Raw genomic sequence first — 24,962 nt, 5'->3', positions numbered from 1 at the left:
ATAGGATGAAAATAATAGAAACATTAAAAAACGTTTGGAAAATCACAGAACTTAAGGATAGAATTATTCTAACCTTAGGTTTGCTTTTGGTTTATCGTTTTGGTGCTCAGGTGGTATTACCTGGTATCAATATTGATGCTTTAGGTGGATTACAAGCAGGTATGGATGGTGGTATCATGGGATTATTAAATGCCTTTACAGGTGGAGCATTTGCTAATGCTTCTGTATTCGCATTAGGTATTATGCCATATATCTCTGCTTCCATTGTTGTTCAGTTAATGGGTATTGCGATTCCTTATCTACAAAAACTTCAGAAAGAAGGTGCTAGTGGTCAGAAAAAGATCACTCAAATTACACGTTGGTTAACTATAGGTATTTGTTTAGTTCAAGCACCAGGTTATTTAGCTAGTATTCCTTCATTATCAGGATTGTCATCAATTAATGCTATGTTAGTACCTGGTTTTAATGAAAATATGTTTTACTTCTCATCAGTAATTATTCTAGTAACAGGGTGTGTATTCGCTATGTGGTTAGGTGAAAAAATTACAGATAAAGGTATAGGTAATGGTATTTCATTATTAATTATGGTTGGTATTATAGCAACGTTACCACAATCGTTTGTACAAAATATGTACTCTAGACTTGAAGGTGGTAATGGTGGTTTTATGATGATTTTAATTGAAATGGTTATATGGTTCTTAATCATATTAGCTTCTGTTTTCTTGGTTATGGCAGTTAGAAAAATTGCTGTGCAATATGCAAGAAGAACAGCTTCTGGTGGTTATGAAAAGAATGTATTTGGATCACGTCAGTTTTTACCATTAAAATTAAATGCTTCTGGTGTAATGCCAATTATCTTTGCACAAGCAATTATGTTTGTTCCAAGTTTAATAGGTAGCTCTGCTTGGTTGAAAGATACAAGTACAGGCATTTGGATGCAATCTAACTTCCAAGATATGTTTGGATTTTGGTACAACTTAATATTTGCTTTATTAATTATAATATTTACATATTTTTATACAGCAATTACAGTACCGACAAACAAAATGGCTGATGATTTAAAACGTAGTGGTGGATTTATTCCAGGTATACGTCCAGGATCTGAAACATCTGAGTATTTAGATAAAATTATGTCACAGATTACCTTACCAGGTTCTATATTCTTAGCATTAGTTGCTATTTTTCCAGCATTTATCGTTAAGTTAATGAGCGTGCAACAAGGTTGGGCATTATTCTTTGGTGGTACATCACTTTTAATTATGGTAGGTGTAGCTATTGATACAATGCAGCAGATTAATTCTTATTTATTAAATAAGCATTATGATGGCTTGATGAAGACAGGTAAGAATAGAAAAGCGGTTGCGCAATAAGATGTTAAACATTAGAATGTCAGTGTTAAAAATTAGGCAAGGTATTTGCATTTAATCACTGAATACTAAATATATATTATGGCAAAACAAGCAGCAATAGAACAAGACGGAACAATCATAGAAGCATTATCAAATGCAATGTTTCGTGTAGAATTAGAAAATGGTCATATAGTGACTGCACATATCTCTGGTAAAATGCGTATGCATTACATAAAATTATTACCAGGAGATAAGGTGAAATTAGAAATGAGTCCTTACGATTTAACTAAGGCTCGCATAACTTATAGATACTAATACAAGGTATAGCCGAAAGGTTCTATCATACTATAGTAGTAATAAATAATACAAGATGAAAGTAAGAGCATCAGTAAAGAAAAGAAGCGCAGACTGTAAATTAGTGCGCAGAAAAGGTAGACTTTACGTCATTAACAAAAAGAATCCTAGATTCAAACAAAGACAAGGGTAAATATGGCAAGAATTGCAGGTGTAGACATACCAAAACAAAAAAGAGGAGTGATTTCTTTAACTTATATCTACGGAGTAGGTAGAAGTAGATCAAAGGAAATTTTAGCTGCGGCTAAAGTTGACGAAAGCACAAAAGTACAAGATTGGACTGACGACGAAATAGGAGCAATCCGTGACGCTGTTGGAACTTTTAAAATCGAAGGTGAATTACGTTCTGAAACACAAATGAACATTAAGCGATTAATGGATATTGGATGTTACAGAGGTATTCGTCATAGATCTGGTCTTCCATTAAGAGGACAACGTACTAAGAATAATTCTCGTACAAGAAAAGGTAGAAGAAAAACGGTTGCTAACAAGAAGAAAGTAACTAAATAATAAATAGTCTTTAGTCTTTAGACGTTGGAAAGAATCTGTTTGAAATTTAACGGTTTAGGATTCTAGCGACTATTAACTAATACTAAAAGCTAAAAATAAAATGGCAAAGGCAAGTACAAAAAAACGTAAAGTTATAGTTGATGCAATAGGTGAAGCTCATATCACAGCTTCTTTTAACAATATCATTATTTCTTTAACAAACAAAAAAGGTGACGTTATTTCATGGTCATCGGCAGGTAAAATGGGATTTAGAGGTTCTAAAAAGAACACTCCTTACGCTGCTCAATTAGCTGCTGAAGATGCTGCAGGCGTAGCAAAAGAAGCAGGTTTAAAGAAAGTGAAAGCATACGTTAAAGGACCTGGTAATGGTAGAGAATCTGCTATCAGATCTATTCACAATGCAGGAATTGAAGTTTCAGAAATTATTGATGTAACTCCAATGCCACATAACGGCTGTCGTCCACCAAAAAGACGTAGAGTATAATCTGAATCGTATTCAGTTTTCTAAGTCAGTCTTAGTTAAAAAAACTCACACAAATTTTAAATAAACTAATATCATTCATTTATGTATTGATATTAGTTTATTTTGCATAAATTTGCAAACTGAAAAATAACAAGTATCAATCGAGAGGTTAACGATTAAAGAAGGATAAGATTAAGACCTTAATTCTTTACTCACTCTCTAAACAAATTTAAAATGGCAAGATATACTGGTCCTAAAACTAAAATCGCCCGTAAATTCGGACAAGCGATCTTCGGAGATGATAAAGCCTTCGAAAAAAGAAATTACCCTCCAGGGCAACACGGAAACAACCGTCGTCGTGGTAAAAAATCTGAATATGCAATCCAATTAATGGAGAAGCAAAAAGCAAAATATACTTATGGTATATTAGAAAAGCAATTCAGAAACATGTTCAAAAGAGCAACAGCATCTAAAGGAATTACAGGTGAAGTATTACTTCAATTATGTGAATCTCGTTTAGATAATGTGGTATACAGAATGGGTATTGCACCAACAAGAAGTGCTGCAAGACAATTAGTATCTCACAGACACATTACAGTAAATGGTGAAAAGGTAAATATTCCTTCGTACCAATTAAAAGCTGGTGATGTAGTTGGTGTTAGAGAAAAATCAAAATCATTAGAAGCTATTCAAAATTCATTAGCAAACTCTAGCAATGTTTTTGAATGGATTACATGGAATACAGGTTCAATGGAAGGTACTTATGTTGCTGTTCCTGCAAGAATTCAAATTCCAGAACAAATCAACGAGCAATTCATCGTTGAACTTTACTCTAAATAATAAACTAATCATATTGGTATTTGGCCAAAGGATTTATTTGTCTTCTTCATACTTATAAATCGCGCAACTAAATAACAATTAAAACGAAGAATAATATGGCAATATTAAATTTTCAAAAGCCGGATAAAGTAATCATGATTGATTCTACTGATTTCGAAGGTAAATTCGAATTCAGACCTTTAGAACCAGGATACGGATTAACAGTAGGTAATGCTTTGCGAAGAGTATTATTATCTTCTTTAGAAGGTTTTGCAATAACTTCAGTTAGAATAGAAGGTGTAGATCACGAATTTTCTACAATTTCTGGTGTAGTTGAAGATGTTACTGAAATGATTTTGAACTTAAAGCAAGTTAACTTTAAGCGTCAAATAGATGAAATAGATAACGAAACTGTTACTATCTCTATTTCAGGACAAAATCAAATTACAGCTGGTGATTTTCAGAAGTTTATTTCTGGGTTCCAAGTATTAAATACAGACTTAGTTATCTGTAACTTAGATCCTAAAGTAAACATCAATATGGAATTAACTATTGAAAAAGGAAGAGGTTATGTTCCTGCAGAAGAAAATAAGAAAGCTTCAGCACCAATTGGAACCATCTTTACAGATTCAATTTTTACACCTATAAAGAATGTAAAGTATGCTATTGAAAACTTCCGTGTAGAACAAAAAACGGATTACGAAAAATTAGTTTTCGAAATTCAAACTGACGGATCAATCAATCCAAAAGATGCTTTAACTGAAGCTGCTAAAATATTAATTCACCACTTCATGTTATTCTCTGATGAGCGTATCACTTTAGAAGCTGATGAAATTGCACAGACTGAAACTTATGATGAAGAATCACTTCACATGAGACAACTATTGAAAACTAAATTAGTTGATATGGATCTTTCTGTACGTGCACTTAATTGTTTAAAAGCTGCAGAAGTAGATACTTTAGGAGATTTAGTATCATTCAATAAAAACGATTTAATGAAATTCAGAAACTTCGGTAAGAAGTCTTTAACAGAGCTAGAAGAACTAGTAAACGTTAAAGGATTAAACTTCGGAATGGATTTAAGTAAATATAAATTAGATAAAGATTAATTAATCATATTTTGCTCCTCGATTTGCGAGTTTAGTAGCAAGATGATAAAACAAATGTCATGAGACACGGAAAAAAATTCAACCACTTAGGAAGACAAACAGCACACAGAAAAGCAATGTTAGCTAATATGGCTTGTTCATTAATTGAGCACAAACGTATTAACACAACAGTAGCTAAAGCAAAAGCTTTAAAGCAGTTTGTTGAGCCAATGATTACAAAATCTAAAGCAGATACAACTCACAACAGACGTATTGTTATGGCTAAGCTTAGACAAAAAGATGCCGTTGCAGAATTGTTTAGAGATGTAGCACCAAAAATTGGAGATCGTCCAGGTGGATATACACGTATCATCAAATTAGGAAACAGATTAGGTGATAACGCTGATATGGCAATGATAGAGTTAGTAGATTATAACGAACTTTATTCAGCTGCTAAACCAGAGAAGAAAACACGTAGAAGTAGAAGAGGAGGAAGCAAAGCAAAAGCTGCTACACCTGCACCTACGGAAACTAAAGCTTCTAACGAAGAAGAGTAAAAATGCTAGTAAAAAAACGAATGGAATTTGAAATCAACACTGATCAAAATTTGAAATCGTTTTTTGCATTTCATAAATCGCGATTATCGCGTGTTAATAAGCATTGATAAATATAAAGGATAGACTGTTTCAGTTTATCCTTTTTTTTTGGATTTTTGCAAAAATTAAAAATTAATTTTACTTGGTTGTATTGTCCCCTTGAGGGGACTTTAGGGGTGTTTTAAAATGTATTTAAAATTATTTCTTCCAACTAATGTGACTCAATAACATAACCAATGAAATACAAACAAAGAAAAAAGGCCCTTATTCTTTTAGCAGACGGTACAATTTTTCATGGTAAATCCATAGGAAAAGAAGGTTCTGCTTTTGGCGAAGTCTGTTTTAATACTGGTACTACAGGTTATCAGGAAATATTCACAGATCCTTCTTATTATGGTCAACTTATGGTAACCACCAATGCACATATTGGAAATTACGGAATTAAAGAAGATGAAAGTGAATCTGATGATGTTAAAATAGCAGGATTAATTTGTAAAAATTTTAGCTTTAATTATAGCAGACCAGCAGCTGATAGTTCTTTAGAAGATTTTTTTGAAAAGCATAATACCTTAGCCATTGCAGATGTAGATACAAGAGCATTGGTAAGCTATATTAGAGATAATGGAGCCATGAATGCTGTAATTACTACTGAGGTCGATAATATAGAAGCGCTTAAAAAGCAATTAGCAGAATTCCCTTCAATGAAAGGTTTAGAATTGGCATCTAAAGTATCTACTAAAGAACCATATTTTGTTGGTGATGAAAATGCAACATATAAAATTGCAGCTTTAGATATTGGTATCAAAAAGAATATTCTTAGAAACCTTGCGAAGCGCGATGCTTACATTAAAGTGTTTCCATATAATGCAACATTTGAAGAGCTAGAAGCTTTTAATCCTGATGGCTATTTCTTATCTAATGGTCCTGGAGATCCAGAACCGTTAACCGATGCTATTAATTTAGCTAAAGAAATTATAGCAAAAGACAAACCTTTATTTGGTATTTGTTTAGGACATCAAGTGATTGCTTTGGCTAACGGAATATCAACGTATAAAATGCATAATGGTCACAGAGGTATTAATCATCCGGTTAAAAATTTAGTGACAGGAAAAGGTGAAATCACATCTCAAAACCATGGTTTCGCTATCAATAGAGAAGAAACAGAAGCTAATGCTAATGTTGAAATAACACATGTGCATTTAAACGACCATACAGTTGCAGGTATCAAACTAAAAGACAAAAATTGTTTTTCAGTACAGTATCATCCTGAAGCAAGTCCTGGACCAAATGATTCCTTGTATTTATTTGATCAGTTTATAGAAAATATTAAAAATAAATAATAACGAAAACGCAATAAAACACCCTTTTTATTGCGTTTTTTTAGTTACGAAATCATTATCGTAAGCAATTATCATAAATATGATTTTTGTCAAGTTTCGCGCCTTAGATTTTCGTAAATTTGACTAGCTTAGAGGCTAGTCATGCTGAACTCGTTTCAGTATTTCAATAGAAATTACAGTAAATTAAAATCAAAAATAATGAGCATTATTATCAATGTACACGCAAGACAAATTTTAGATTCTAGAGGGAATCCAACAGTAGAAGTTGATGTTACTACAGAAAACGGTATTATGGGTAGGGCAGCAGTACCATCTGGTGCATCTACAGGAGAGCATGAAGCTGTTGAATTACGTGATGGTGGTGACACTTACATGGGAAAAGGAGTATTAAAAGCCGTAGAAAATGTAAACTCTACAATTGCTCAAGAGTTATTAGGTGTTTCTGTTTTTGAACAAAACGCTATTGATCAAATGATGATTGAATTGGATGGTACTCCGAACAAATCAAAATTAGGGGCTAATGCTATTTTAGGTGTATCCTTAGCCGTTGCAAAAGCAGCAGCTAATGAATTAGGTATGCCATTATACAGATATGTTGGAGGTGTTTCTGCAAATACATTACCATTACCAATGATGAACATTATTAATGGTGGTTCTCATAGTGATGCTCCTATTGCTTTTCAAGAATTTATGATTATGCCTGTTAAAGCAAAAAACTTTACACATGCTATGCAAATGGGAACTGAGATCTTCCATAATCTTAAAAAAGTATTACACGATAGAGATTTAAGTACAGCTGTTGGAGATGAAGGTGGATTTGCACCAAACTTACCCGGAGGAACAGAAGATGCTTTAGACACTATTAAATTAGCTGTTGAAAAGGCGGGATACAAATTCGGTGAAGATGTAATGATCGCTTTAGATTGTGCTGCAGCAGAATTCTATAAAGATGGTAAATACGATTATACTTTATTTGAAGGTGATAAAGGTGTAGTAAGAACAAGTGCAGAACAAGCAAAATATCTTGCAGAATTAGCCTCAAAATATCCTATCATTTCTATTGAAGATGGAATGGATGAAAACGATTGGGATGGTTGGAAAGACCTTACAGAGCAAATTGGTGATAAAGTACAATTGGTTGGTGACGATTTATACGTAACTAACGTAGAGCGTTTATCTCGCGGTATCGAAAATGGTATTGCTAACTCTATTTTAATTAAAGTAAACCAAATTGGTACCTTAACTGAAACTATTGCAGCGGTGAACATGGCACATAATGCAGGTTACACCTCTGTAATGTCTCATAGATCTGGTGAAACAGAAGATAATACTATTGCCGATTTAGCTGTAGCATTAAACTGCGGACAGATTAAAACTGGTTCTGCATCTCGTAGTGATCGTATGGCAAAATACAACCAGTTATTACGTATTGAAGAAGAATTAGGAAGTGTTGCTTATTTTCCTGGAGCTAATGCTTTTAAGGTGAAAGCATAAGTTTTTTTGGATTGTCCCCTTGAGGATTAGTGAGAAACAAAATATTTTTTGTTTTGAAACTACCGAGCGAAGCTCTTAGGGGTGTTTTTTTTGAATGTATAGAAAAATACACAATTAGAATAGACTATTCAACTAAATATGCTGAATATATACTAAACCATCTAAAATATTAATTTTAGATGGTTTTTATTTGTAAGAAAAAAGTATTAGTTTCATGAAAATTCTTACCCTAAGGGTTAATTAGTTCATTGTTGATTACACATATTTAATTTTTTGATAGCCTAAACATTAGGCTTTAAAACCTGTGCAATATTTATGATTAAAAATCCATTAACGTCCTAATCATAGATGACCATCCCATTATTATTGAAGCGATTATTAACACACTTCAATATATGCAAGACCAATCAGATAAGTTGTGTTTTAAAACCGAAAGTGCTAGGGATTGCGAAACAGCTCATCAAAAAATTCAAAGCTATTCTGCAGCAAAACCTTTAGATTTGGTCATCTTAGATTTAAGTCTACCACCAGCTCCACAGCTTAATTTATATTCTGGTGATGATTTGGGTGTATGCATTAGAGGACAATTTCCAAATACTAAGATTTTGGTCATTACGTCATATACTAATAGTCATAGAATTAGGCAGACTATTAATGCCTATAATCCGTTGGGCTTTTTAAATAAACAAGATGTAGGTTTTTCAAATTATATTAGTGCCATTAACAAGGTGTTGTTTGGTGAAACTCATTACAGCAAAACCATAATAAACGCTATTAAGCAAAAGTCGCTCAATAATATTCAGTTAGATGCTTATGATGTTATAATACTTAAAGAACTTGCCAATGGCTCTAATATGAGAGATTTATTAAAGTTAGTGCATTTGTCTAAATCAGCGATAGATAAGAGAAAACGACTTTTAAAACGAAAATTTAATATTGAGAGTAATAGTGATAGAGACTTGGTTCTGGCAGCTAGAACAAATGGTTTTATTTAGATTTCCGTTTTTGCTTACTTATTGTGCGCATTTATATCCTGTAAAATATGCTCATTGTCCTAATTTAGATTTTTGTTTTATTATAATAAATTTCTTATAGGAGTAATATAAAATCACTTTTTAATTATTTAGAAGCAGAAGATATATATATCGATAAAGAAGAATTTAATTTTCAGTTTAATTCGCATCCAGATTTCCCTACGCTTTTAGCATTAAGCGACACTTTAACATTCTTCAACATTAAGAATGGTGCATTTAATGTAAATAAGTCAGAGATTGAATTATTGCCAAATAAATTCTTTGCAAGATTAAATAAGAGTAACTCAGATTTTTTATCCTACGTTCAAAAAAAGGATGATACTGTTATATATTCTAATGGAGTTGAGAACAATTCAATAGCAAAAACTGATTTTGAGGCTTTATGGACCGATATTGTATTATTGGTGGAGAATGAAAATATAGTTCCAAAAGCGAAATCAAAGCCAAAATACAATTACATAATACCAATAGTTACTATAGCACTAATTACTGCAGTTATAGTATTGACCGCTCCAAAAAAATGGTTTCTATTGTTCTACACATTGCCAATCTTAGGGCTGTTATTTTCTACAGCTGCACTAAAAGATCTATTTAGCACAAAGAGTGAACTCTTCAATAAATTTTGTAATGTAACAGCTAATACCAGTTGTAAAACTGTAGTTAACTCAACTGAATGGAAATTTTTTGATACCATAAGCTTTAGCGATCTAGGCATCCTTTTCTTTTCTACGCAACTTGTTGGGTTGTTCTTGATGGGACTTTTAAATCTATACTCTGCGTATTTCTCATTACAGATTGTAGTGCTGCTCTTTTCGGTACCTGTTATAATTGCCTCATTGTATTATCAAAAATATATCGAAAAAAAATGGTGTCCAATATGTTTATCAATCATTGGTGTTGTCATTTTGGAGTTTATTGCTGTAATTTTAATACATTCAAATTTTGGCTTTAATATAGGATTGCTTAGCGTATTGTTGTTCTTCGCCACAATCTCACTACTAACAGCAGTATGGTTGCCATTAAAAAAAAACTTAAAAAAAGTAAATGATTTAAAAACTGTTGAGTTAAAAGCCAATAGGTTTAAGAGGAATTATAATACGTTCAAATTGCTTTTAACATCAGAAGATCGATATAACCTCCCAGAAACGAAATTAGTTTTTGGTAATAAAAATGCTAATTTAAAGATAAGTATCATCACCAGTCCATATTGTGGATTTTGTGAAGAACCTCACTATCTACTCAAATCTTTATTAGATAAATATGAACAACAACTAAATATTTCAATTTTTTATAATGCCAGTCTAAATAATTTGATTAGCCATCTTTGGCAAGAGGTGGCTAAATTTAAAAACGTATTTTTATATAAATTTCACAAAAAAATAATGTTATGGTAAGAGCCCCAAAAAGAGTCTTAATAATTTTACTTGTCGTAATTGTTATTGGGATTCTTGTTTTTAATCTAAAAAAAGAAACATCAAAACTAATAGAAACATCAAAGCAAGTTTACTTGTTTGCAGAACAAGCAGGAGACACTTTAATAGAATCAGTATTGCTTGATGAAACCCATATTGAATTTAATAAACAGTCTTTTTTGCTTAAAGCAAAGAATGAAGATGAAAATTTAAACTTTAGTTTTAAATTGGAATCACCAAGACTATTTAGGTTTGCTAGTTTTAAACCTAGCTCAATTGCGTTTTTTATATATGTAACTCCAGGTGATACGCTTAGTTATAAATTGGATAATAGTATAATAACTTTTAATGGCAATAATGAAGCCCATTATAATTTTTTTAAAGAACTTTATAATTTAAACCTAAATTACCCAAGATATAATGAGCAACTTGGAATTTCTGAATATAAGAAAGTTCATGAAAATTATTATAAAAATAAGCAACAGTTTTTAGATCAGTATGCAAAAAACAAAAATGTTTCAGATTTGTTTTATAATAAAATAAAAGATGTTTTTAAATTTCAATATATCAATGGGATATTAAATCAGAACAGCATTCCTAAAGGCGCCATAACTAATTATACAGAATATTTAAAAGGTATATCTATCAATGATTTTAATAGAAATGACCAAGATGATAATGTGAATTTTTATCTTGCATTAACAAAATATCTAAATATTGTATCTGAAGAAAAATTTGGCAATAATATATATTCAATAGAATCACTAGATTTTCAATTAGATTTAATCAATAAAAATTTGGTTGGTAAAACTAAAGAATATGCGATTACAAAAATGATATTTGAATTTGATAGTCATTCGATTGCAAAAGATTCAAAGAACCTACAAGATAAAATTATGATTTACTTGCCGCAAATAAAAGAAGAAAAATATAAAGTTGTGTTAGAGAGAATAAATGAACGATTAAATAAGATTAATAATCGATTAGCAGAAAATGTTTACGGTTCTATTTTATTAGATATTGATGGAGACAGAATTACATTAAAAGATATTTTAAAGAATCAGGGCAATACAATTAAAATAATTGATTTTTGGGCAAGTTGGTGTGCACCATGTATTGAAGAAATTAAAAGTAGTCATGAGTTTAGAAAAAAATTAATTCAGAATAAAAATGTAGAATTCTATTATTTTTCAATAGACGAGAATCAAGAAAGTTGGAGAAAAAAAGTTGCCGAATTACAAGAATTTGGTATGAATAAAAATCAATATGTGATTAGTAAAACTCAAAGCAATCATTTAATAGCATTTTTTAACGTGAGTACTATTCCTCATTATGCTATTTTAGATTATAATAATAATGTTGTTTTGATTAATTCGCCCTCTCCAAATGATACTTTGGAATTCAATGATATTATTAATAAAATTGAAATATCAGAATAGAAATAATTTTCCCTCTTAAAAAAAAATAAATCGATTTGTATATAGGAGTATTGTCAATAAACATATAATTCAAAAATTTTAATTGCAACATAAACAATATATTTTCTTAAATAGTATTTTGATTAAAATACTGAATGACTAATTTTCGTTTTTACAAATAAAAAGATCACAAAGATTGTGGTCCAATCTGCCTAAAAATTATTGCCAAATATTATAAAAAATCAATTTCCATACAGAAATTAAGATCAATTAATGAAACCACAAGAGCGAAGCTCTTTAGGGTTGTTTTGTGAATGTATAGAAAGATATATAATTAGAACAGACCATCCAAGTAAATATTTTGAACATATACAAAACCATCTAAAAGATTACATTTTAGATGGTTTTCTTTATTCGAGATTTATTAAGATTATGCTCATTATCATATAACCGTGTGAAACTTTTACCTTCTAGAGAAGATTAAATACACTTGTAATAAGAAAACAGAATTCAATGAAAAAAGACACGAGATAAATTATCCCAATGAACTTGAGATTAATACAGCATTTTTTATAAGTTTAGATAAGTTTTAAACCAAAATTAGTAGGCATCCACAATTATCTTAGTTCTATATGTACCATCATTACATCAGTTAGTTACAATGGAGTCTATGTTCTTGTTTCTAAAAGCGTAGCGCTCTTATATCTTAATTCAATCAAACGTATACACAATTCCATTGGTCAACTCATACTGTGTTTTAGGAATACCAATAATAGGATTAGCATCAAAATTATAAGTGAAAGATGTTTTAAAAAGTAGATTTTTTAAGACTTTAATGCCTAGAGACGTTTGATTAGAAATTCTAAAATCTGAAAACTGTTCTAATAAGGGCTGGTAGTAGGTCGTACTTATTAAAGAAATATTGTCTACGGGATATAAACTCAAAGAAAAATAGGTGCTTCCTCTAAAATCTCTTAGGATGTCAATGGTTTTGTCAGAGGATTCTTCATGTTCAAACATTAATAATGTTCCTAAATAAAACCTGTAATCTTTACTTTTAGACAATTTAAACCGTGGTCCAAGACCTAATAATCCTCTGAATTTAATGTCAGAAATAGCATCATACTGACTTTGAGCAAAAACTTCAAGCTTTAAACGTTCTGTGATTTTCCTATTATATCTAATATGTTGAATGCCTTTGTTTACAAAAGAATTGTCTTCAATTTGTTCAAGCTTTAAATCATTAATAAAAAGATAAAGGTTTTTTCTGGTATTGTATTGAAGCCTCAAACTGTTGGTGATTTTAAAGATGGACTGTGTGTTCTTTATAAGTCCAATATCTAAACTTGCAGAACCTGACCATTTTGATGTATCAGAAATACGTCTTAAGGATTCTACATTTACAATTTGCGCGTATGTGAGGTTAAGACTAAAAACTAATATAACGAGTAAAAAAAAACGTTTCATATCTGTAAAATAAGCACAAAAATATCATGATTTTTTAAGCTTTTAATTAGGAAACATTAAGGAATAAAATTGAAGTTATTTTAAATGTTAAAACCATTATAAATCTACTTTCTAAATCGTTTGAGATTTCGTAAATTTACAATCCTTATAATTTATTAAAACCCGAAAAGAAGATATGTCAGATAAAGCTACATTAGAAATTAATGGCGAGAAGTATGATTTTCCTGTTATTATAGGAACAGAGAAAGAAGTCGCTATAGATGTTAAGAGTTTAAGAAGTACAACAGGTGGTGTTATTACCTTAGATCCTGGTTACAAAAATACAGGAAGTTGTAAAAGTGCTATAACATTTCTAGATGGCGAAAAAGGTATCTTAAGGTATAGAGGGTATTCTATTGAAGAGTTAGCTGAAAAAGCTGATTTTTTAGAAGTAGTTTATCTACTTATTTTTGGTGAATTACCAAATAAACAAGAGTTAGACAAGTTTCATGAAGATATAAAATCACATTCTGTTGTAGATGATGATTTAAAAAAGATACTAGATGCTTTTCCTAAGTCAGCACATCCAATGGGTGTTTTGTCTTCATTAACAAGTGCTCTTACAGCATTTTATCCATCTTCTGTAAATGTAGCTTCGGAAGAGGCCATGTATAATTCTATTGTTACTATTTTAGGTAAATTCCCTGTTATTGTAGCTTGGACGATGCGTAAAAAACAAGGTTTACCTTTAGAATATGGTGATGATAATTTAGGTTATGTAGAAAACATTCTTAAAATGATGTTTAAGAGCCCAAATAGTGAATACAAACAAAATCCAATTCTTGTAAATGCTTTAGATAAACTTTTAATCTTACACGCAGATCATGAGCAAAATTGTTCTACATCAACAGTAAGAATTACAGGATCGTCTCATGCAGGACTTTTTGTTTCTCTAGCTTCAGGTATTTCTGCACTTTGGGGACCATTACATGGTGGTGCTAACCAAGCCGTTTTAGAAATGTTAGAAGCCATAAAAGAAGATGGTGGTGATACCAAAAAATATATGGCTAAAGCTAAGGATAAAAATGATCCTTTCCGTTTGATGGGCTTTGGACACCGTGTATATAAAAACTTTGATCCAAGAGCTAAGATTATTAAAGTTGCCGCAGATGAAGTGTTATCAGATTTAGGCATTGAAGATCCTATTTTAGATATTGCAAAAGGGTTAGAAAAAGAAGCTTTAGAAGATCCATATTTTGTAGATAGAAAATTATATCCAAACGTAGATTTCTATTCTGGTATTATTTACAGAGCTATGGGAATACCGGTAGAAATGTTTACCGTAATGTTTGCTTTAGGTCGTTTACCTGGTTGGATAGCACAATGGAAAGAAATGAGACGAAATAACGAGCCAATCGGTCGTCCAAGACAGTTATATATTGGTGAAACATATAGACCTTTCAAGGCTATTGATAAGAGATAATTGATTGTAATAAACTTATAAAAGCTTCATCTATGTTATGGAGCTTTTTTTATGCGCAACTTTATGAAATGCTCATACAGATAGTTTATTATTCTAATGAAATTGTAATTAGGCTGTTTCATTTGACTGTAAATAATAATTAATATTAACACATGAAATTAAACATACAAAACGAAACATCACGTTTAAAAGCCGTTATTCTTGGTACAGCCAAAAGTATTGGTCCTATACCATCAATAGAAGACGCTTATGATCCTAAATCCATACAGCATATAAAAGCTGGTACCTATCCAACAGAAGATGATATGATAAAGGAGATGGATGCTGTTGTAGAAGTGTTTAAAAAATATAATGTAACGGTTTTTAGGCCCGAAATTATAGCGGATTATAATCAAATATTTTCTAGAGACATCGCCTTTGTAATAGAAGATAAATTAATAAAAGCAAACATATTACCAGACCGCGAACGTGAGTACACAGCAATTCAACATGTGCTAAATAAAATAGGAGAGGAGAATATTATTGTACTGCCAGAAGAATGCCACGTAGAAGGAGGTGATGTAATGCCTTGGAACGATTATATTTTTATTGGTACTTACTCTGGTGATGATTATTCAGATTATATAACGGCTAGGACTAATACAGATGCCGTTATAGCCATACAAGAGTTGTTTCCTCACAAAACCGTTAAGGCTTTTGAACTACGTAAGTCTAACACCGATCCAAAAGAGAATGCATTACACTTAGACTGTTGTTTTCAACCTATTGGTAAGGATAAAGCCATTCTTCATAAAAATGGCTTTTTAGTTGAAAAGGAATACGAATGGTTACTAAATTTCTTTGGAAAAGATAATGTCTTTGAAATTACAAAAGAGGAAATGTATAATATGAATAGTAATGTCTTTTCTATTTCTGAAGATGTTATTATTTCAGAAAAGAATTTCACAAGATTAAATACGTGGTTAAGAGAAAAAGGCTTTACAGTTGAGGAAGTGCCTTATGCCGAAATTGCGAAACAAGAAGGTTTATTGCGCTGTTCTACAATGCCTTTAATTAGGGAATAATTATTTACGATATAGAAAATAATTGTTTACAAGATTAATATACTCTTGTTTTGCTTCATCTTGAGAGATGTTTTTGACTTGAAATAAAGCATTAGTTTTAAAAGCATTTATAATAGGTTTACGACTGCTAGGGCGATCATAATTATTAGTTGCTTTTTTAAAATAAGCATAAAGGCGTAATAAAAAATCGGCAGGAAAAGGCTCTGTATGATCGTTTACACGATTTACCGCAGTCTTAAATTCTATGTCTAATTGTTCTGAAGTCATTTCATTTCTGCAATGATACTTTCGCCGCCTTTTACTTTTTGGTTAAGTTCAACTTTAATATCAGCATCCAAAGGTAAAAATAAATCTACACGTGAGCCAAATTTTATAAATCCAGAATCCGATCCTTGTTCTACTTTAGTACCTACTTTAGCATAATTAACTATACGTCTAGCTAGAGCTCCAGCAATTTGACGATACAATACTTTACCAAAACTACCATTTTCTACTACAACTGTAGTACGCTCGTTTTCCTCACTAGCTTTAGGATGCCAAGCTACTAAATACTTTCCTGGATGATACTTGCTAAATGTTACTTTTCCAGCGATTGGATGACGCGTAACATGTACATTTATAGGAGACATAAACACAGAAACTTGAATACGTTTATCTTTAAAAACTTCATTCTCCATAACTTCTTCAATCACTACCACCTTACCATCAACCGGAGATAATGCTTGCTTTTCGTTAGCATGCGTATTTCGTTTTGGGTTTCTGAAAAATTGTAAAATAAGAATAAAGAACACCAAAATAGCTAGCATTAGCCCTTTTCGTATCCATTCATTAGTGATAAATCCATCAATTAAAAAAAACGAACCCACAACAATCACTAGAGTTATGAATATAATTTTATGCCCTTCTTTATGAAACATAGTTTAAAATTCTTAAAAATAAATAAATAAATGGTGCCGCAAATATAATACTATCTAACCTATCTAATAGCCCTCCATGACCAGGCATTATTGCTCCACTGTCTTTTACTCCAGCTTGACGTTTAAATTTAGACTCAATTAAGTCTCCAAAAGTGCCTAAAACACTAACAATAATAGCTAATATTAACCATGGTGTAAAATCAAGAGTTTCTGTATATGTAGCAATAAAATAGCTAGATATACATGCAAAAAATAATCCTCCTAAAAAACCTTCTACTGTTTTTTTAGGAGATATGCTTGGGAATAATTTTTGTTTACCAAAATTCTTACCGACTAAATAAGCAGCACTGTCGTTAATCCAGATTAGTATAAAACTACCTAATAATAATAATGGAGTAAATTCATTTTGGTAGTTTGCTATAAGAAGCATAAATACAAAACCACTAGATAAATAAAATGTTGTAGCTATATAGCGTTTAGATTCAAAAAGTGGGATTTTCTTTGACGTAAATAGATCTTTAATTAAAATGAGGTTGACAAACGTAGTAATAACTAATAAAATCTGAATGGCCTCATCAGTTCCTGTGATAGTTGAATTTTGTAAACAAACATACCAAAACCCAATATAGATAATAAAATATACGATGTATTGAATAAAAGACTTAAGCTTAATGAGCTTGCTAAATTCTGTAAGCGAGATAATACCAAATATTCCAATAAGTATAACTGTAGCTTCTTGGACAAAAAGCGAACCAATAAGAAGTGCCACATACACAGCACCAGATAAGGCTCTTATAGCTAATTCTTTCATTATAAATCTTCTAGCAAGAGTAAGTATAAATTTTTAGAACTGCTGCCATAGGTTAAAAAGTCTTTATCATCTGCAGTTTTAAAGTGCTTAATAGTAGTAATATTTGTAGGTATTGTTGCTTTACTTTTTGCTTTTATGCCTTTAAGACCTTCTCCAATAGTTTCTACAAATTGACTTGTTGTAGCATAAATAATGAAGTGGTCTGGTAATTCAATTAATTTTTTTTCGGCAATTTGATTTGAAGAAATCAATAAAGAACCATCATCAGAAATTAAATATTCGCAAGTAGATAAAAAATAGGCACTTTCTGAAAGATTTTTAGTACTATTAAGATTGAAATCTTTAAATAATTCAGACAAGCGTTGGTCTATTAAGAAAACTTTATCATTATGCCAATTGTTTTCGTCTAGTATTGCGTTAAAACTTTCTTTAACTTCTTCAATATTTTCACAATACAAAAACTTACCACCATTGGCTTTAAAATTAATAGTAAAGCGTTCATCTACAGGTAGCTTAACCTCTGGCATGTATTTGCCACGCTCTTGATTCGGTATGTGCTCTTCTGTCTGTTCAGACTTTTTTCCGAAGAATTTACGAAATAAGCTCATTCAATAGTTGCGATTAATCCTGTCGTTTGTGTGATTTTCAAATATAAAAAAACTTAAATTAACATTGGGTTAATTTAAGTTTTTTATATGATTGTATATAGGTTATTCTTCCTCTTCGTTTGAGATTACCGCATTTTCAAAAGTACGCTTACCAAATATCTTTTCAAGATTATCTTTAAAGATAACTTCTTTGTCTAAAAGTACTTCTGCTAATTCGGTGAGTTTATCTTTATTATTTTCTAATAACTTAATGGCACGTTGATATTGCTCTTCAATAATATCAGAAATTTCTCTATCAATAAGCTCTGCTGTTTTTTCGCTATATGGCTTTGTAAAACCATATTCAGACTGTCCAGAAGAATCATAATACGTTAGGTTTCCTACTTTGTCACTTAGACCATAAACAGTAACCATAGCTCTCGCTTGTTTTGTTACTTTTTCTAAGTCACTTAAAGCACCTGTAGAAATTTTATCAAAAATTACTTTTTCTGCAGCTCTACCTCCTAATGCAGCACACATTTCATCTAGCATTTGTTCTGGGTGTACTATTAAGCGTTCTTCAGGTAAATACCATGCAGCACCAAGAGAGCGTCCTCTAGGAACAATGGTTACTTTTACTAATGGAGCAGCGTGCTCAAGCATCCAACTCACAGTAGCATGACCAGCTTCGTGAAAAGCAACAGCTCTTTTTTCTGCTGGAGTGATAATTTTGTTTTTCTTTTCTAAACCTCCAATGATTCTATCAACGGCATCTAAGAAATCTTGTTTGTTTACAGACTTCTTTCCTTTTCTTGCTGCAATTAAAGCTGCTTCATTACAAACATTAGCAATATCTGCACCAGAAAAACCAGGTGTTTGTTTGGCTAAGAAATCGATATCTAATGTCTCTTCTTTTTTTAGTGGTCGTAAATGCACTTCAAAAATCTCTTTACGCTCTCTAACGTCTGGAAGATCGACATAAATCTGACGGTCAAAACGACCAGCTCTCATAAGTGCACTATCTAAAACGTCTGCTCGGTTTGTTGCAGCTAATACAATAACGTTAGTATTAGTTCCAAAACCATCCATTTCTGTTAAGAGTTGATTCAACGTGTTTTCGCGTTCATCATTAGAACCAGACATGTTGTTTTTACCTCTTGCTCTACCAATAGCATCAATCTCATCAATAAAAATAATTGAAGGAGATTTTTCTTTAGCTTGTTTAAATAAATCTCTTACACGCGATGCTCCAACACCAACAAACATTTCCACAAAGTCTGATCCAGATAGTGAAAAGAACGGTACTTGTGCTTCACCTGCAACGGCTTTAGCTAATAAGGTTTTACCTGTTCCCGGAGGGCCTACTAATAATGCACCTTTTGGGATTTTACCACCTAAAGCAGTATATTTTTCTGGGAACTTTAAGAAGTCTACAATTTCTTGAACTTCTTCTTTCGCGCCTTCTAAACCAGCGACATCTTTAAAAGACGTCTTCGTATCTATTTTTTCGTCAAAAAGTTTAGCTTTAGATTTTCCGATATTAAAAATTTGTCCACCAGCTCCACCGCCACCTCCAGATGACATGCGTCGCATAATAAAAATCCAAACACCAATAATAAGAACAAAAGGTAATAATGTAAGTAATAAATCTCCCCATACATTTTGTTCAGATTTAAATCCTACAGCAACATCTAGATTATTTTCAGCTGTTATAGCATTTATTTCTTCTTGGAATAATTTTAAATCACCAAATTCGAATTTATAATTAGGTGCTGCAGCTACAGATGGTAGAATTGTATTTGGTTTTGAACCTTTGTGTACATCTAAAGCTTGTGCTTCTTTAGTTAAATATACTCGAGCCTCACGGTTATTAATAATTTCTACTTTTTTAACCTCTCCGTTACGTAAATAGTTAAAAAACTCTGTTGGAGTAGTTTGTTTTCCTGTAGAACTTCCAAATCCACCTGAGAAAATTTGTATAGATATAAATATCGCAATGATAATTCCGTAAATCCAATACGGATTTAGCTTCGGTTTTTTGTTTAAATTTTTATTGTCTTTAGCCATTATAAGCGTTTCTCTTTTTAGTAACTTGTTTCTATTTGGGTGATTTTTGCATCTCCCCAAAGACTTTCAATATCGTAGTATTCTCTGATGTGTTTTTGAAATACATGGACTACAACGTTAACATAATCCATCAAAACCCATTCGGCATTTTCGGTACCTTCTACATGCCAAGGTTTATCCTTAAGCGTTTTGCTAACTTGTTTTTGGATGGAATTGACGATTGCATTTACTTGCGTATTTGAAGATCCTTCGCAGACAATAAAATAATCACAAACCGTATTTTCTATTTCTCTTAAATCTAAAATTGTAATTTCTTTTCCTTTAACTTCTTCTATGCCTCCAATGATGGTTGTAATGAGTTGGTCTGGATTGATTTTTTCTTTCGTCATTAATTTCAGTTAATTTTGTGCAAAGTTATTATTTTTTTAGTTCTTGTAAGCTCTAAATATCATAAGAAAACTATAAAATAAATTTTCCGTTTTTATGTATATAATCAAACTTAATGCCATTGACTCAACAAACAGCTATCTAAAGGATATAGTGTCGGTTACGTTACCTAAGGATTACACTGTTGTTGTGGCAGAAAAACAGACAAAAGGCAGAGGGCAAATGGGAGCAGAATGGCAAGCGGAAAGTGGTAAGAGCCTTACGGTAAGTGTGTTTAAGAGCTTAGAGTCTTTTGATATTAAAGAGCAATTTTATATTAGTATGGCTGTTTCTTTAGCCATTTTTAAAGCGTTAAGCGTTTTTAAAATACCACAATTACGCATTAAATGGCCTAACGACATTTTGTCAGCAGACACTAAAATATGTGGTATTTTAATAGAGAATGTCATAAAAAACAATAATTTACAAGGCTCTATAATTGGATTTGGTCTTAATGTGAATCAGAAATATTTTGATAATTTACCACAAGCCTCCTCTATGAGTTTATTAACAGGAGTAATTTATAATAAAGATGAAGTGCTTTCTGAAATATTAAAACAGATGAAATTCTATTTCAATATATTAGAGTCTAATAATCATTCTAAAATCAAAGAGGAATATGAAAGCTTCCTTTTTAGAAAAGATAAACCATCAACTTTTAGAAGTTCTAACAATAATAGCTTCTCTGGAATTATACAAGGAGTGACCAAAAGTGGTCAATTGCAAGTTTGGACAGAAGATGAGATTATTAGAACCTTTGATCTTAAAGATGTGAAACTATTGTATTAGATCTCAGTCTTCATATTCGTTGTTAAAGTCTCAATAAATTTACTTATTGGGCCTTTAATCATCATTGCCATCATAGCATTAAATTCACCTTCAAAATTTAATTTTACATCGGTTTTGTTTGACTCAATTTCTGTAATATCAGCAATTAAAGCAAAGTCTAATTTTCCGCCTGCAGCACCTAAAACGATTTTATTGTAAGGAACAGCTTCCTTTTTCTTTAATATAATTTCGGGCATTCCTTTTAAAGCGAATAGAAATTTATCATTTTCTAAAACTTCAAACTTACTAATGTTTTCAGGCATTAAACTTTCAAAGTTTTTAACATCTGAAAGAAAATTAAAAGTTTCTTCTGCTGATTTATCTAAGGTTACTTTTGGGGATTCTAATTTCATAAGTATTGTGTTATGTTGTTTTTATTTGTTGTTAAGTTTTAACGTGTTAGTTAAACGGCTCAACAATTTTACTATAATGCTATATCAATTAGCGTTCCACTCACTAGGATTGGCATTCCATTGTGCTAAAATGTCTTGTTGGTCTTTGGTTATATAAAACGTTTCAACAGCTTGTTCTAGCAAGTTTTCGTAATTACCAAGTGTATGCAATTCGACATTAGCGTCTTCAAAATTCTTTTTAGCAATATCAAAGCCGTAAGAGAAAATAGCCACCATTCCTTTTACGTTTACTTCAGCTTCTTTTAATGCTTGTACAGCATTTAGACTGCTCATTCCGGTGCTAATTAAATCTTCAACAACAACTACGGTTTGTCCTTTTTCAATATAACCTTCAATTTGATTTTGGCGACCGTGCTTTTTGGCCTCTGGTCTTACATATACAAAAGGTAGGTTTAAATACTCTGCTACCAAAGCTCCAATACCAATAGCTCCTGTGGCAACACCTGCAATAACATCTGGTTTTCCATAGATTTCTTCAATGTTCTTGGCAATTGTTGCTCTAATATAGTTTCTAATAGGTGGGAACGATAGTACAATTCTGTTATCGCAATATATAGGTGATTTCCAGCCAGAAGCCCAAGTAAAAGGATCGTTAGGTTGTAATTTTATAGCATTAATTTGCAATAAAACTTCTGCTGTTTTTTTGGCAGTATCTTTGTTAAAAATCATGGTACAAAAATAATGATTTTTCGAGGTTAGAAAATTTTAAACGAAAATAAATTTCATTTCAAATGGTTTCTCAGAAAAAATAATAAATTTACAAAAGGAAAGTTGAAACAAACTCAAACGATGTACACTATTTATGTAGGTGATAAACCTATAATTTTAACTACTGAAGTAAAAAAAGAAACTGATTTTAAATCCTTTCTTTTAAAATCTGTAAATATTGGTAAAGTGATAAAAACTTTAAATAATACAGATTTGAAAGCCGTACACTTAATTCATAAAAATGAAGATAAGTTACTCAAAAAGTTTTTAAAGCTTTTGCCTAATGTAGTTGCAGGTGGTGGAAAAGCTTACAATTCTAAAAATGAGATACTCTTTATTTACCGAAATAATAAATGGGATTTACCAAAAGGAAAAGCGGAACGTAAAGAGACAATTGAAGAAACCGCTATACGTGAAGTAGAAGAGGAGACAGGTGTTGAAGGTTTAAAAATTACCAAACCATTACCAACAACATATCATATTTTTAAACGACATGGTAAACATAAAATTAAAGTGACGTATTGGTTTGAAATGACAACCGATTTTGATGGGGAATTATTTCCGCAAGAAAATGAAGGCATCACTAAAGTTGAATGGTTAGACGCTAAAGCCTCTCAAAAAGCTTTAGAGAATAGTTATGCTAATATTCGGATTTTGGTTTAGGTGCGTTTTGTCATTTTGTAAATGTTTTATGACTTAGCCTTTTTTATTTAGAATCGATTTCTGGTTTTTTTCCAAGTTGCCACATTAAAATGCCACCAGTGATAAACATCCATATCGCATAAGCACCAGTAGGAATTCCCATTTCTACATTATGTAGTATTGATGTCGCAATTACAAATGCCAATGTGCCATTTTGTATGCCACTCTCAACTGTAATTGAAATAACATTCTTTAATTGTAACTTAAATAACCGAGCGGTTACATAACCTAATCCCATTGTTATTAAATTTAAGAGTAGAGTTACTAAACCTACTTCTCTCATTGCAGTACTTAGTATTTCAAAATTAGCTACAATAACGGCTATAAAAACTAAAATAAAAATTGCAGTAGAAGCTATACGCATTGGTTTTTTCATTCGTAATGCAAATTTAATTTTGTACTTACGTATAAGCATACCTATGGAAATAGGTATTACCGTGATGACCATTATTTGTAGTATGGTGTCTAATATGGGTAATTTGATAGTGACTCCTGTAGCTGTGCCAAAATAATCTAATGCAAAAGCTAAAATAAAGGGGATCGTTATAATGCTTAGAAAACTCGTAATAGCAGTTAATGTAACTGATAAAGCAATGTTTCCTTTACAAATTTGAGTGATTAAATTACTTGTTGGGCCACCAGGACATGTGGCTAAAATAATTAAGCCAACAGCCATTATTGGACTTAAATTAAAAGCTATTGCTAAAGTAAAACCAACAGCAGGAAGTAATATCAGTTGATTAGTTAGGCCAATTAAAATAGCTTTAGGATATTTTACTAATCTCGTAAAATCTGCAGGAATTAAAGTCATTCCCATACCGAGCATAATAATAGCTAATGATAAGGGTAAAAATATATTGCTTATAATTTCGGCTGCAGACATGGTTTGTTGTTATCAAGTTTTAGACGAATTTAAGCTTTTAATTCTATAAACTCAAGTGATTAAAAATGGTGATTCAGTGATTTTAAGATTGTTATAGTGTTAAAAAGTGCGTGATGTATGTTTGTGCTGTTATTGACTACAAATTTCTGATTAACTTCAATCTCAATCCCTAAATAATTTGTTGAAAATTGTTTTCTTAAAAACGTAGTGAATCCATCTGCTTTTCCTAAATAAGGATAGTTAAACCTTACGTTAAGATTGGGATCTTGTTTTAGAAGCTCTGCTTTAAATTGTTTACAAAACTCTTGTTCTTTTTTACGGCGTGAATCATATAGTAATCCAATATCAGCTTTACGTTCGTTACCATTTAGATTTGGAGTAAAACTATGAATAGATAAATGTAGCACTTGCTGTTTACTTTTAATATATGCCGCTATTTTATATTCAATTTCAGTTCTATAAGGAAAATAATACGTATTAAGAATTTCTGATTGCTCATTTTTAGATAGGCTGTTACTAAACTCTGAAAAAAGTTGCTTGTTAAACAAGGACCGATTTAACTCTACCAATAAACGACTCGTCTCACTAAAATAGGAGGCATCGGCCAATGGTTGTAAATATTGAAATATATCTAAAGCACCTAAATCATAACCGCGATGAGTTTTTAAAACCGCTTTATGGTTAAAGTGTTTTTTGTACGTATCAGGAATGTTATTTCCTGCATGTTCGCATGTTAGAATGAGTTTCATG

The 24,962-nt window shown here is 31.4% G+C and carries 28 protein-coding genes and 1 pseudogene; 18 read left to right on the top strand and 11 right to left on the bottom strand.

The window, feature by feature from the left end; translation table 11 throughout:
- Nucleotides 1–5: 5 nt before the first annotated feature.
- The 14 genes and pseudogenes from secY to VDP25_RS12830 form a co-directional block, all read left to right on the top strand.
- Nucleotides 6–1,370, top strand: coding sequence for a preprotein translocase subunit SecY (secY, locus tag VDP25_RS12895; protein ID WP_215927692.1), 1,365 nt, complete (start codon nucleotides 6–8; stop codon nucleotides 1,368–1,370).
- 78 nt (nucleotides 1,371–1,448) lie between these two features.
- The gene (gene infA / locus VDP25_RS12890) at nucleotides 1,449–1,664 is read left to right on the top strand and encodes a translation initiation factor IF-1 (protein WP_007094967.1); all 216 of its coding nucleotides are present in this window, start codon (nucleotides 1,449–1,451) and stop codon (nucleotides 1,662–1,664) included.
- Between the two features lie 55 nt (nucleotides 1,665–1,719).
- Nucleotides 1,720–1,836 (top strand): type B 50S ribosomal protein L36, encoded by a 117-nt coding sequence (ykgO, locus tag VDP25_RS12885; protein ID WP_008269159.1) that lies wholly within the window; start codon nucleotides 1,720–1,722, stop codon nucleotides 1,834–1,836.
- A 2-nt stretch (nucleotides 1,837–1,838) separates the two neighbouring features.
- On the top strand, nucleotides 1,839–2,213 hold the full coding sequence (gene rpsM / locus VDP25_RS12880) for a 30S ribosomal protein S13 (protein WP_215927694.1): 375 nt from the start codon (nucleotides 1,839–1,841) through the stop codon (nucleotides 2,211–2,213).
- Nucleotides 2,214–2,313: 100 nt separating this feature from the next.
- On the top strand, nucleotides 2,314–2,697 hold the full coding sequence (gene rpsK, locus VDP25_RS12875) for a 30S ribosomal protein S11 (protein WP_173281865.1): 384 nt from the start codon (nucleotides 2,314–2,316) through the stop codon (nucleotides 2,695–2,697).
- 213 nt (nucleotides 2,698–2,910) lie between these two features.
- Entirely contained in the window at nucleotides 2,911–3,516 is a 606-nt protein-coding gene (gene rpsD / locus VDP25_RS12870; protein ID WP_215927696.1) for a 30S ribosomal protein S4, read from the top strand.
- A gap of 95 nt (nucleotides 3,517–3,611) precedes the next feature.
- The gene (locus VDP25_RS12865) at nucleotides 3,612–4,604 is read left to right on the top strand and encodes a DNA-directed RNA polymerase subunit alpha (protein WP_115818534.1); all 993 of its coding nucleotides are present in this window, start codon (nucleotides 3,612–3,614) and stop codon (nucleotides 4,602–4,604) included.
- A 59-nt stretch (nucleotides 4,605–4,663) separates the two neighbouring features.
- Complete coding sequence (gene rplQ / locus VDP25_RS12860) at nucleotides 4,664–5,140, top strand: 50S ribosomal protein L17 (protein ID WP_215927698.1); 477 nt, start codon at nucleotides 4,664–4,666, stop codon at nucleotides 5,138–5,140.
- Between the two features lie 275 nt (nucleotides 5,141–5,415).
- Nucleotides 5,416–6,519 carry a glutamine-hydrolyzing carbamoyl-phosphate synthase small subunit gene (gene carA / locus VDP25_RS12855; RefSeq protein ID WP_334470385.1) on the top strand — a complete coding sequence of 368 codons (1,104 nt, stop codon included), beginning with the start codon at nucleotides 5,416–5,418 and terminating at the stop codon, nucleotides 6,517–6,519.
- 198 nt (nucleotides 6,520–6,717) lie between these two features.
- The gene (gene eno, locus VDP25_RS12850) at nucleotides 6,718–8,013 is read left to right on the top strand and encodes a phosphopyruvate hydratase (RefSeq protein WP_334470384.1); all 1,296 of its coding nucleotides are present in this window, start codon (nucleotides 6,718–6,720) and stop codon (nucleotides 8,011–8,013) included.
- A gap of 329 nt (nucleotides 8,014–8,342) precedes the next feature.
- A complete protein-coding gene (locus tag VDP25_RS12845; protein ID WP_334470599.1) occupies nucleotides 8,343–9,008 on the top strand; it encodes a response regulator in 666 nt (221 codons plus the stop codon).
- 284 nt (nucleotides 9,009–9,292) lie between these two features.
- Nucleotides 9,293–10,441, top strand: coding sequence for a vitamin K epoxide reductase family protein (locus VDP25_RS12840; RefSeq protein ID WP_334470383.1), 1,149 nt, complete (start codon nucleotides 9,293–9,295; stop codon nucleotides 10,439–10,441).
- On the top strand, nucleotides 10,435–11,898 hold the full coding sequence (locus VDP25_RS12835) for a TlpA family protein disulfide reductase (protein ID WP_334470381.1): 1,464 nt from the start codon (nucleotides 10,435–10,437) through the stop codon (nucleotides 11,896–11,898). The genes VDP25_RS12840 and VDP25_RS12835 overlap by 7 nt, the downstream gene beginning before the upstream one ends.
- Nucleotides 11,899–12,074: 176 nt before the next feature.
- A pseudogene (locus VDP25_RS12830) lies at nucleotides 12,075–12,191 on the top strand (cysteine peptidase family C39 domain-containing protein); the annotation flags it as partial.
- Nucleotides 12,192–12,588: 397 nt separating this feature from the next.
- On the opposite strand, the gene VDP25_RS12825 reads toward VDP25_RS12830, so the two are convergent.
- Nucleotides 12,589–13,344, bottom strand: coding sequence for a DUF481 domain-containing protein (locus VDP25_RS12825; protein WP_334470378.1), 756 nt, complete (start codon nucleotides 13,342–13,344; stop codon nucleotides 12,589–12,591).
- A 175-nt stretch (nucleotides 13,345–13,519) separates the two neighbouring features.
- On the opposite strand from VDP25_RS12825, the gene VDP25_RS12820 reads away from it, so the two are divergent.
- Both VDP25_RS12820 and VDP25_RS12815 read left to right on the top strand, forming a co-directional pair.
- Nucleotides 13,520–14,806, top strand: coding sequence for a citrate synthase (locus VDP25_RS12820; RefSeq protein ID WP_334470376.1), 1,287 nt, complete (start codon nucleotides 13,520–13,522; stop codon nucleotides 14,804–14,806).
- A 152-nt stretch (nucleotides 14,807–14,958) separates the two neighbouring features.
- Entirely contained in the window at nucleotides 14,959–15,870 is a 912-nt protein-coding gene (locus VDP25_RS12815) for a dimethylarginine dimethylaminohydrolase family protein (protein ID WP_334470374.1), read from the top strand.
- Here VDP25_RS12815 and VDP25_RS12810 read toward each other — a convergent pair whose 3' ends face one another.
- The 6 genes from VDP25_RS12810 to rsfS all read right to left on the bottom strand — a co-directional run bounded on the left by VDP25_RS12810 (nucleotide 15,871) and on the right by rsfS (nucleotide 20,641).
- A complete protein-coding gene (locus tag VDP25_RS12810; RefSeq protein ID WP_334470372.1) occupies nucleotides 15,871–16,137 on the bottom strand; it encodes an acyl-CoA-binding protein in 267 nt (88 codons plus the stop codon).
- Complete coding sequence (locus VDP25_RS12805) at nucleotides 16,134–16,787, bottom strand: phosphatidylserine decarboxylase family protein (RefSeq protein WP_334470371.1); 654 nt, start codon at nucleotides 16,785–16,787, stop codon at nucleotides 16,134–16,136. Before VDP25_RS12805 ends, VDP25_RS12810 begins: the two co-directional genes overlap by 4 nt.
- Nucleotides 16,777–17,598, bottom strand: a complete 822-nt coding sequence (locus tag VDP25_RS12800; RefSeq protein ID WP_334470369.1) for a phosphatidate cytidylyltransferase — start codon at nucleotides 17,596–17,598, stop codon at nucleotides 16,777–16,779. The genes VDP25_RS12805 and VDP25_RS12800 overlap by 11 nt, the downstream gene beginning before the upstream one ends.
- A complete protein-coding gene (locus VDP25_RS12795; RefSeq protein WP_334470367.1) occupies nucleotides 17,598–18,206 on the bottom strand; it encodes an LUD domain-containing protein in 609 nt (202 codons plus the stop codon). Before VDP25_RS12795 ends, VDP25_RS12800 begins: the two co-directional genes overlap by 1 nt.
- 102 nt (nucleotides 18,207–18,308) lie before the next feature.
- Nucleotides 18,309–20,252 (bottom strand): ATP-dependent zinc metalloprotease FtsH, encoded by a 1,944-nt coding sequence (ftsH, locus tag VDP25_RS12790; RefSeq protein ID WP_334470365.1) that lies wholly within the window; start codon nucleotides 20,250–20,252, stop codon nucleotides 18,309–18,311.
- 17 nt (nucleotides 20,253–20,269) lie between these two features.
- Nucleotides 20,270–20,641 carry a ribosome silencing factor gene (gene rsfS / locus VDP25_RS12785; protein ID WP_215927723.1) on the bottom strand — a complete coding sequence of 124 codons (372 nt, stop codon included), beginning with the start codon at nucleotides 20,639–20,641 and terminating at the stop codon, nucleotides 20,270–20,272.
- Nucleotides 20,642–20,735: 94 nt separating this feature from the next.
- Between rsfS and VDP25_RS12780 the strand changes: the two genes are divergently transcribed.
- On the top strand, nucleotides 20,736–21,467 hold the full coding sequence (locus tag VDP25_RS12780; RefSeq protein ID WP_334470363.1) for a biotin--[acetyl-CoA-carboxylase] ligase: 732 nt from the start codon (nucleotides 20,736–20,738) through the stop codon (nucleotides 21,465–21,467).
- On the opposite strand, the gene VDP25_RS12775 is transcribed toward VDP25_RS12780, so the two are convergent.
- Nucleotides 21,464–21,859 carry an SRPBCC family protein gene (locus VDP25_RS12775; RefSeq protein ID WP_215927727.1) on the bottom strand — a complete coding sequence of 132 codons (396 nt, stop codon included), beginning with the start codon at nucleotides 21,857–21,859 and terminating at the stop codon, nucleotides 21,464–21,466. The genes VDP25_RS12780 and VDP25_RS12775 overlap by 4 nt on opposite strands.
- Before the next feature lie 84 nt (nucleotides 21,860–21,943).
- On the bottom strand, nucleotides 21,944–22,588 hold the full coding sequence (pyrE, locus tag VDP25_RS12770; protein WP_334470360.1) for an orotate phosphoribosyltransferase: 645 nt from the start codon (nucleotides 22,586–22,588) through the stop codon (nucleotides 21,944–21,946).
- A 120-nt stretch (nucleotides 22,589–22,708) separates the two neighbouring features.
- On the opposite strand from pyrE, the gene VDP25_RS12765 reads away from it, so the two are divergent.
- Nucleotides 22,709–23,290, top strand: a complete 582-nt coding sequence (locus VDP25_RS12765; protein ID WP_334470597.1) for an NUDIX hydrolase — start codon at nucleotides 22,709–22,711, stop codon at nucleotides 23,288–23,290.
- A gap of 43 nt (nucleotides 23,291–23,333) precedes the next feature.
- Here the strand turns inward: VDP25_RS12765 and VDP25_RS12760 are convergent, their stop codons facing one another.
- Both VDP25_RS12760 and VDP25_RS12755 read right to left on the bottom strand, forming a co-directional pair.
- Nucleotides 23,334–24,212: a bile acid:sodium symporter family protein gene (locus VDP25_RS12760; protein WP_334470358.1), complete on the bottom strand. Its 879-nt coding sequence runs from the start codon at nucleotides 24,210–24,212 to the stop codon at nucleotides 23,334–23,336.
- Nucleotides 24,213–24,271: 59 nt separating this feature from the next.
- Nucleotides 24,272–24,961 (bottom strand): N-formylglutamate amidohydrolase, encoded by a 690-nt coding sequence (locus VDP25_RS12755; RefSeq protein WP_334470356.1) that lies wholly within the window; start codon nucleotides 24,959–24,961, stop codon nucleotides 24,272–24,274.
- Between the last annotated feature and the right edge of the window lies 1 nt (nucleotide 24,962).

This window comes from Winogradskyella sp. ECml5-4, assembly GCF_036903175.1.
Taxonomy (GTDB): domain Bacteria; phylum Bacteroidota; class Bacteroidia; order Flavobacteriales; family Flavobacteriaceae; genus Winogradskyella; species Winogradskyella damuponensis.
This window is presented reverse-complemented; position numbering and strand designations above follow the sequence as displayed.